At 27.1% G+C, this 9950-nt stretch carries 7 protein-coding genes; 1 reads left to right on the top strand and 6 read right to left on the bottom strand.

Annotated elements, in window-relative coordinates; all coding sequences use genetic code 11:
* Positions 1–527: 527 nt before the first annotated feature.
* The 4 genes from CLTHE_RS12285 to CLTHE_RS12270 form a co-directional block, all read right to left on the bottom strand.
* The gene (locus CLTHE_RS12285) at positions 528–1766 is read right to left on the bottom strand and encodes an MFS transporter (protein WP_080023743.1); all 1239 of its coding nucleotides are present in this window, start codon (positions 1764–1766) and stop codon (positions 528–530) included.
* 231 nt (positions 1767–1997) lie between these two features.
* Positions 1998–2486 (bottom strand): MarR family transcriptional regulator, encoded by a 489-nt coding sequence (locus tag CLTHE_RS12280; protein WP_080023742.1) that lies wholly within the window; start codon positions 2484–2486, stop codon positions 1998–2000.
* A 201-nt stretch (positions 2487–2687) separates the two neighbouring features.
* Positions 2688–3365: a fructose-6-phosphate aldolase gene (locus CLTHE_RS12275; RefSeq protein ID WP_080023741.1), complete on the bottom strand. Its 678-nt coding sequence runs from the start codon at positions 3363–3365 to the stop codon at positions 2688–2690.
* Between the two features lie 12 nt (positions 3366–3377).
* Positions 3378–5786, bottom strand: a complete 2409-nt coding sequence (locus tag CLTHE_RS12270; RefSeq protein ID WP_080023740.1) for a glycyl radical protein — start codon at positions 5784–5786, stop codon at positions 3378–3380.
* Positions 5787–5917: 131 nt separating this feature from the next.
* Here CLTHE_RS12270 and CLTHE_RS12265 point away from each other — a divergent pair, with 131 nt between their 5' ends.
* Positions 5918–6817: a glycyl-radical enzyme activating protein gene (locus CLTHE_RS12265; RefSeq protein ID WP_080023739.1), complete on the top strand. Its 900-nt coding sequence runs from the start codon at positions 5918–5920 to the stop codon at positions 6815–6817.
* A 102-nt stretch (positions 6818–6919) separates the two neighbouring features.
* Here CLTHE_RS12265 and CLTHE_RS12260 read toward each other — a convergent pair whose 3' ends face one another.
* Both CLTHE_RS12260 and CLTHE_RS12255 read right to left on the bottom strand, forming a co-directional pair.
* Positions 6920–7672 carry a DeoR/GlpR family DNA-binding transcription regulator gene (locus CLTHE_RS12260; RefSeq protein ID WP_080023744.1) on the bottom strand — a complete coding sequence of 251 codons (753 nt, stop codon included), beginning with the start codon at positions 7670–7672 and terminating at the stop codon, positions 6920–6922.
* Positions 7673–8058: 386 nt separating this feature from the next.
* On the bottom strand, positions 8059–9522 hold the full coding sequence (locus CLTHE_RS12255) for a sugar porter family MFS transporter (protein ID WP_080023738.1): 1464 nt from the start codon (positions 9520–9522) through the stop codon (positions 8059–8061).
* Between the last annotated feature and the right edge of the window lie 428 nt (positions 9523–9950).

Below are 9950 nucleotides of genomic sequence, written 5' to 3'. Positions count from 1 at the left end.
AAGATAAATAGTAATATCATTACAAATATTCTAAATAATTTAATTTATGTATATTTACTTACTTTTCTATTTTAATTATTTATTAGTTTAAATTTTGTTATTGTAAAATTTAAACTAATATTATGACTAAAAATAACTAAATCTAAATCAATATTGCCTAAAAAATGCTTATTATACCATAAAAATCCTATTTTATTTTTTTAATATGTAGATAATTTACTTAAATATACTTACTATAATTCATTTAATATATGTCTATTTAAATTTTCATAAGCAAATATTTTAAGATTTAATACTTTAAATATAAAAAAAAACAGATTAGAAAGTGCTAATTTCTAATCTGTTTAAGTTAATATTAAACTGCTTTTTATAAAATTTTATCTAACTATTTTACCAACTTAAAATATATATTTTTATACTAAAAATAAAACTAAAAAGTTATTAGACAGACTCTAAAAATATATATTCAAGATTTGTGATTATTCCATTTATAATTAAAAATAGAAGTATGTATTTTCTTAAATAACTTATATATCTACACTTATATTCTTATAAAAAATTGCTATGGCTATTGCTATGAGAATAACCCCCATAAAAGCAGGAGATGAATGACCAAGTGATACATATATTTGTCCCCCAATTATAGGTCCAATTATTCTTGCTAAAGATTGAATAGCTTGACTACCTCCTTGAATCCTTCCTTGCTCACTAGAGTCTACAGACTTAGAAAGTATTCCATTGAAAGAAGGCCCGAAAATTGAATCACCAAAACCAAATATAAACATTCCTATGATAAAAAAAGGATAGAATGAGAATATAGATGATGCTGCAATAAAAATGTATCCTAAAGCTTCTGAAATCATTCCGAGAATTGCTATCTGGGTATCGCTAAGTTTTAGAAGAAGCTTTGGCATTATAAGTCCTTGTGAAATAATATCTTGGATTCCTAAAATTGAAAACATAAGTCCTATTACCTCAGGTGCCCAATTAAATGTATTCATTGTAAATTGTGAAAAAAGTGCTTGAAAAGCTCCATTTGGTATCCAAAGCAAGAACCCTGAAATAAGTAACCTTTTTAAGCTTTTCATAGAAATCACATTTATAAGTTGCGTAAATGGGTTCACTCTTACAAAAGTAATCTTTTTTAATCTATTATTCTTGTCAAGGCTCTCAGGCATATAAAAAATTCCATAAACAAAATTAAATAAAGTTATTATTGCTCCAAAATAAAATGGGACAGAATAGCCAAACTTAGCAAGTATTCCGCCTATAGTAGGTCCAAGTACTGTTCCTACTCCTGCCACTGCACTAATCCCCCCAAAATATTTTGTTCTTTGCTCTCTAGGAGTTATATCAGCAAAATATGCAAATATGGTACTTATATTCCCACCTGTTATACCATCTATTATTCTTCCAGCAAATAGTACCCATAAAGCTCCTCCTATTCCAAAAACTAAGTATCCTATTGCAGAACCCAAAAGGCATACTAAAAGTATTGGACGGCGACCATATCTATCACTTAAAGCTCCAAGTCCTGGTGCTGAAAAAAATACACAAACTGCATAAACAGAAGTAAGCAATGTAACAAATATGGATTGTTCACTCGGATTGCTTATATAAGGTTTCACTAAGAATGGAATAACAGGTGATATTATACTAAAACCCATTCCACAAAGAAATACAGACATAAGACCAAATATTAAAGCCTTTTTATCTATAGTTTGTTTATCTATTTTATGTTCATTATATGATTTAGATTTAAACACTTAAATTCTCCTCTCAAAATTATTTTTGTTTCCTTGTCAACAAAAATAATATCTCAGTTTTGTTTCCTTGTCAACAAAAAATAAAAAAAATAAAAATGCAGCCTACTCTCAATAGAGTTTGCTGCATATTATTTTATTTATCTTTCAGATTTATTTGATATAGCAAAACATTTAGCATATATTCCTAATAATTTCATATTCTATACAATTATATAAATTGATTTTGATAAACTATAATTTATCATACCCTTCTGTTTTCATATCTACACCTAATTTATTTATTTCTTTATCTAAATGATTATTATATTTTTCCGCAAATCTAATCATAATATCTAATTGTTCTTCAGTTATATCTTCAAATACAAATTTATCTCTCTCTTGAAACTCATTATGTAGTTTTTCATGAATTTTGTTAATTGATTTACCTTTGTTTGTAAGCCTAAAATATATTTCCTTTTTGTTACCATTCTTTTGGTAGCTTTCTATAAGATCTTTTTCTATTAATTTTTTAGTTATTTTACTTATAGCACTTCTAGTCATATAAAAAGTCTCTGCAAGTTTTGTTACATTAGAATCTACATTTCTTCCAATATATTCGATACAATGTATTTCAGAAGGCTTATAATCCTTAAGACTAGTTTTCATCTTAACCGCATCAAGCCAAATCTTTTTATTAAATAAGTTCCAAAATCCAGCCATGACTTGCTCTTCTTTGTTCATAGCTTATCCTCCCAACCGTTAATGAATTACCCATATTATATTAAATTATTGTTTCTATTTCAACAATATCTAATAATCAATATAAAAAAGCTGCTCTCTATTTAATATAGAAAACAGCTTTTAGCATATAATTATTTTTTAATATTCTTAAAATAAAACTTATTTATATTCAACCTCAAAAATTATATTATTTAATCTCAATTAAATATTTTTCATTGTTTTATTTTCACCACATAATTTTTCAAAATCTTTAGTAAAAACATCTACCGCACAAGTAACAGTATCATTTTTTATTAATCCTTCAATAACAGCAGGACCTACTGTTGAAGCTCCTACTCCATATTTAGCTAGTTCTAGTACTTGTTTAGAGTTTTTAAAACTAGCTCCTAATACTTCACATTTTAATCCATTCTTTTTAAATATGTCATGAATTTCTTTTGCAACTTCAATACCATCAAATCCTAAATTATCAATTCTATTAATATATGGTGCTGCATAATCTGCTCCTGCTTTTCCTGCTAAATATGCTTGCATAGAAGTATATATCGCAGTTGCTGTAATATTAACACCTTTTGATTTTAATATTTTAATTGCTTTTAATCCTTCTCTTGTAACAGGAATTTTAATAAATGTATTATAACCTAATTCTTTTAAAATACATTCTGCCTCTTCTAACATATCTTCTGCTTTTTTAGATATAACTTGAACATGAAGCTCTGCATCTTTTCCAATAAATTCTCTTATCTCTTTTAATACTTCAAATGGATTTCTTCCAGCCTTTGCTAATATAGTTGGATTAGAAGTTACTCCATCTACTGGAAAATACTCGTATATATTTTTAATTGATTCTATATTTGCGTCATCAATAATAAATTTCATATCATTATCTCCTTACAAAGTTTGTTCTGTTCTTTCAATAATATCGTCTTGTGTTTGCTTTGATAACACATTAAAAAATGCAGAATATCCAGCTACACGAACTATTAAATCTCGGTGCTTTTCAGGATTCGCTTGAGCATCTAATAAAGTATCTCTAGAAACTACATTATATTGCACATGAAATCCTTCTAATCTATTAAAGAATGTTCTAATTAACATAGCTAATTTAATTTTATTTTCCTCAGTAGATAACATAGTAGGAGTAACTTTTTGATTTAATAATACTCCTCCTGTAATTTCATGAGTTGGTAATTTAGAAACTGTCTTAAACACAGCAGTTGGTCCATTTTGATCCATTGCATGTGATGGAGAACATCCTTCAGCAAGAGGAGTTCCTGCATTACGTCCATCTGGAGTAGCTAAAGTACCTTTTCCTTGACCTACATTTGCTGAAATTGATGAAGTTCCTGCATATCTAACTCCTCCAATTGGTCCTCTTCCATATCTTGTATTTGGATACTTTTTAACCTCATCTATATAAGTGTTATAAGCATCAACAACTAAATTATCTACATAATCATCATCATTACCATATTTAGGAGCATCCTCAATTAATGCTTTTTGAATTATTTTACCTTTATCACTTGCAAAGTCCTCCATTAAAGCATTCCATAATTCTGTTGTAGAAATTTTCTTTTCTTCAAATACTAATTTTTTAATTGCAGCAAGAGAATCAGCTAAATTTGCAATACCTACTTGTAATCCTGAAATAAAATCATATATAGCTCCACCTTCTTTTAAAGGTTTACCTCTACCAATACAATCTTCAGTTAAAGCACTACATAAAACATCTGGTACATCATCTTCTAAAACTAAATCACAACAATTTTCAATAATAACGCTATGCTTAGTGAATTCACGAATAGTACTATCCCAAGCTTCTTTTAAATCTTCATAACTTTCCATATTATTAAAATGTGTTAATCCTTCAACTAATTTAGTTTTGCTAGCAGGATCAACTCCTTCATTCATTGCAATTAATAATGTTTTAGGGAAATTTATAAAACTCATTCCTGTACAACGATATCCCCATTTGCCAGGAACAGCAACTTCTACACATCCAATTGCGCTATAGTTATAAGCATCTTCTTCTGTAACACCTTTCTCAATAAATGAAGGAATAATAACTTCATCTGAATTAAAAGCAGGCATCCCAGTTCCTAATTTAAGAACTTCAATTGCTTCATTCATAAATTTACCATCTAAACCTCTATGATATCTAACAGTTAAATTAGGCTGAGGTAATCTTGTTTGAGCAACAGATTTTAAAATTAAATAAGATAATTTATTAACTGCATCTTTTTTATCTATAGTTTGTCCACCAACAGTAACATTTTGATATAAAGGTGATCCAGCACTAAATTGTGTATGAGACCAACTTCTTACTTTATTAATTGTAAATGTTTTAAGCCATAAATTTGTTAATAATTCAACAGCCTTATCTTCAGTTATATTTCCACTTTCTAAATCTTTTTCTAAATATGGATATAGATATTGGTCCATTCTACCATATGATAATGAATGTCCATTAGATTCAATTTGAAGAATTAAATGAACAAACCACATTGATTGAACTGCTTCATAGAAATTATCTGAAGGTTCATATGGAACTTTTTCTGCTATTCTAGCAATTTCTATTAACTCAGCTTTTCTAGTTGGATCACTTTCTTCTTCTGCCATATTTTTTGCTAATTCAGAATATCTTTTAGCAAATGTTTTAACTGCATCAAGTACAATTAGGATTGCTTCATAAAAATGATATTTTTTTATATTATTAAAGTCTGTAAGGTCTAAGGCATCTCTAGCAGCAATAGTTCTTTCTTCATATTCCTTCAAACCTTTTTTCATAATTCGCCCATAATCAACTGCAATATGTGCATCACCACTAGTAATATTTCCTTCTGCTTTAATAATACCTAAGTCATATAATATTCTGCTATTTGGAGGAATATTGGCTAATCCTTTATCAAGAGTTGTATTATGTTCCCAATATGGAGCTATATTTCTAAGTTCTTCTTTAGTTTCTTCATCAATATAAAAAACATCTCCATCTCTTTTTTCAAATTCATCTAACTCTCTTATTACCCAATCCATAGCATATTCTGGAAAAATTGGTGCAGCTCTATTAGCTTTTGCTTGATTACCAACAATTAATGTTTGCTTTTCAATAAATATAGGCATCTTTTCTAAAATATTTTTTAACATATAAGCTCTTTTTACAATTATTGGTTTATCTGCATGTTGCTTATAAGCTTCAGTAGTAATAACAGCTCTTGTTGCATCAATAGATGCTTTAGTTTCTAATAACTCTTCACGAAAATCATTCATTCTTTCAGTCAAATTGCCAAAATAATTTTTCATTCCTATTCCCCCTAAAACAATTTTAAGTTTCATTCGAAACTAATTATAGTTTCATTTATAATATTATGGTATCATATTAGATATAAATGTCAATAAAATATTAAAATAATATAAATTTAGGAGGAATTTATATGTCAAATAAAGGTATAATATTTAACATTCAAAAATTTAGTATTCATGATGGACCAGGAATAAGAACTACAGTATTTTTTAAAGGGTGTCCTTTAAAATGTAAATGGTGTTCTAATCCTGAATCACAATTAAGTAATATAGAAATAAATTTTGATGAATCTAAATGTTCAAAATGTAAAACATGCATTGTTAACTGTAATCAAAATGCCCTTAGTTTAAGTGATAATAAAATAACTATAGATAATAAAAAATGTATTGGCTGTTTAAAATGTGTTTCAATTTGCCCTAATAAAGCTATTGAAAATGAAGGAAATTATAAAGAAATTAAAGAAGTTATATATGAATGTCTTAAAGATAAAGATTTTTATGAAGAATCAAATGGAGGCGTAACTATTTCTGGTGGAGAAGGAATGTGCCAACCAGATTTTTTAAAAGAATTAGCTTTATCTTTAAAAAAGGAAAATATTCATATAGCTATTGAAACAACAGGATATATTGAACATGATTTATTTAAAGAATTAGCCTTATTATTCGATTTATTATTATTTGATGTTAAACATTATGACCGCAATAAACATTTTGAGGGAACTGGAGTTTATAATGACTTAATTATTAAAAATTTAAAATGGGCTATTGAACATAAAATAAATATTTTAATAAGAATTCCAGTTATCCCTGAATTTAATAGTTCATTAGAAGATGCTTATCAATTATCAGACTTATTAAAGTCTATTGGAGTAAAAAATGTGCAACTTCTGCCATTTCATCAGTTTGGAGAAAAAAAGTATGATATGCTTAACAAAACATATGAACTAAAAGATATAAAACCTTTAAAACCTGAAGCATTAGAAAATTATAAAAATATATTCATTGATAAAGGCTTAAATTGTTTTTTCTAACAATGCTAATATTATTAATTAAATCCTTAATTTTTTAACTTATATAAATATTTTAATTAAATACAAAAAGCTCACTCTGAAACCTCTGTTTCAGAGTGAGCTTTAATATTCTACTTTTTTTAGTTCTACATCTTTACTAGATAAATAATCTTCATATTCTTTTGGTATATTTTCGTCAGTTATAACTGAACTAATTAAATCAGTAGTAATTAAATTAACCACTCCTTTTTGAGAAAATTTAGTTGATTCAGTAAGGATGATTACATTATTAGCTTGATTTGCCATATCTCGTACAGTTTCACTTCTCATATAATCTTTTCCTGTAAATCCTGAATTTTTTGAAAATCCATCAGTACCTATAAACAATTTATCTACAAAGAAATTTTGAACACAGATTTTTGTAATAGGCCCAACCATTACTTGAGACTCTTTTTGATATTCTCCACCTAATAAGATAATCTTTATATTAGGATATTTTCTTATATATTCAGAGATGAAAGCTGAATTTGTAATTATTGTTATATCTTTTTTTGTTTTTGCTATTTCTAAAGCAAGAAGTGAACAACAAGACCCTGATTCTATCATAATAGTTTCACCATCATCAACTAACTCTGAAGCTATTTGAGCGATTCTCCTTTTAATTTCATAGTTATGTGCTAATCTATTATTAATATCATCACTTGAATTTAGTGTTGCAAAACCATGCTCTCTAATTATTAGCCCTTTATTTTCTAAATTTATTAAATCCTTACGAATAGTTACTTGAGATACATCTAGTAATTCAGATAATTTAGTAACTTCTATTTTTTTATTTTCAGTTAATAACTTTAAAATTTTACTATGCCTATCCAACATTTTAGTCATATATTATTTCATCACTCTTTTCCTTAATACAATATTACTTAACTAATCTAATTTAAATTAATATTATACAGTATCTAATATAAAATTATAATTTATATGTTAAATATAGATTTCTTATAATGATAACATAAATAATTTATATTTTTCAAACGTTTTACAAATATACAAATTACTTTTGTAAATATTCCTCTCTTAATATTTTGTATTAATTCTTGAACTTTATATTCTTCATGACTTTTCATACATTATAATATCTCTAAAGTATCAATTCTATTTTTAATAAATAATATAAAATAAAGAAAAAGCAGATAATATTTTATCTGCTTTTTCTATTTAAGATATTGAATAAATTAATATATGAATTTATAAGTGTATCTCTAATTTGCATCTTTATGTTTTGTCTTTGATCCTTCTAATAACTCATCTTGAATTTGTTCAAGTGATTTACCATGAGTTTCTGGAACAAAACGCATAACAAATGGAATAGCAAGGAAAGAGAAGATTGCGAAAATTCCAAAAGGTCCACCAACGTTATTATGGAAAAGAGCAAGAATAATTAGGAAGAATTGTGTTACTATAAAATTTCCTAACCAGTTTGCTGCAGATCCAAATGAAGATCCTACTCCACGAACACTTAGTGGGAATATTTCACCAATAAGTACCCAAGCGATAGGTCCCCATGAAACAGCAAATCCAAAAATATAAATTGCAATAAGAATTATAGTATATGTAGCAGCTGTCTCAATATTGATTGTATAGTTAATAACACTAAGTATAGCTAGTGAAACTCCCATTACAAAAGCACCCCATATTAGCAGTTTCTTACGTGGAAATTTGTCCATAATTATAGTAGCTACAATTGTTGATAAGAAGTTTACTACACCTATACCTACTGAAATCCAAATTGCTGAACTAGCTGAAAAATGGAATCCTTCTATAAAAACTTGTGGTAAATAATAAATAACAGAATTAATACCAACTAATTGTTGAAATAACATAATACCGATAGCAGCCACAAGTGCTGGTCTAGCTATAGTAAATAACTCTTTCACACCACCTTTATGTACTTCAGAGTCAGCATTTTGTATATCACGAAGTTCACCTTCTATTTGTTCAGAAGTATACTCTGGTCTTAATTGTGTTAATACTTTATGTGATTCTTCAACTCTACCTACACGAATAAGAAAACGAGGTGATTCAGGAAGAATTATACTACCAATAAATAAAGCTAAAGCTGGAATAAATGCTGTTGCAAGCATCCATCTCCAATCTGCCCAACCTGCAATATTGTGATGAAGGAAGCCAATGTTTGCCATATATGCAAGTAAAATTCCTGCAGTAATCATAAGTTGGAAAAGCGTTTCTAAAGAACCACGTCTTTCCTTAGGAGCAAGCTCTGCTAAATAAGCTGGTGTTAGTGCAGATGCAGAACCAACAGCTAAACCTAATATAATTCTAGCTATTACGATAACTACAAAATTAGGAGCAAAAGCTGACATTAACGCCCCAATTATAAAAAGTATTGAAGAGATAAATAAAAGCAATTTACGCCCATACTTATCAGATAATCCACCAATAGTTAAAGCTCCTACACAAGAACCAATAAGTACTGCTGATGTTACAAAACTAATTTCTGAAATTGTTAAATGTAATGCTTTTTCAATAAGTGGTGATGCACCAGAAATAATACCAGTATCAAATCCAAATAATAATCCACCAAGTGCACCAATAACAAAAATAACATTACTGTTCAATGAGTGAGTATTTTTATTTTGTTGTTTAGACATAATAATCTTATCCTTTCGTTTTTTAATTTGAATAGAAACTTTAAAAGTAAACATTTTCACTTTGAATAGAAACTTTTCAAAGTAAACATTTTCATTTTCATCTCCTATTATATACACGCCTATAGAGAAATCAAGTGATTACTAAAGGCAGAATAAACCAATTTTTTTAAATTTTTTTGTTATACTATATATTTGTTCATTATTTTTAATACTAAAAAAGCCTTTTTAGTATAATTATCAATATATTTTTTTAAATAAATCTCAATTAATATCCTTTTTTACTAACAAATTAATAATTAAATTTTCTTGTGAAAACTTTTTCACAAATGTTCTAGTTAGTGTCATAGTTTTAAATTTAGTTTAATTATTGGTTTAATTTTAAAAATTTTAATAATATATTAGTATTGTTTTTGAATAATTTAATAATCTATAAATTCTAAAGAAAATAATTCTCTTAAAGGCTTATAATTAAGGCCTTAACC

Source organism: Clostridium thermobutyricum DSM 4928 (assembly GCF_002050515.1).
GTDB lineage: Bacteria > Bacillota > Clostridia > Clostridiales > Clostridiaceae > Clostridium > Clostridium thermobutyricum.
Note: the sequence above shows the minus strand (reverse complement) of the source record. Positions and strands in the feature narration are given on the sequence as shown.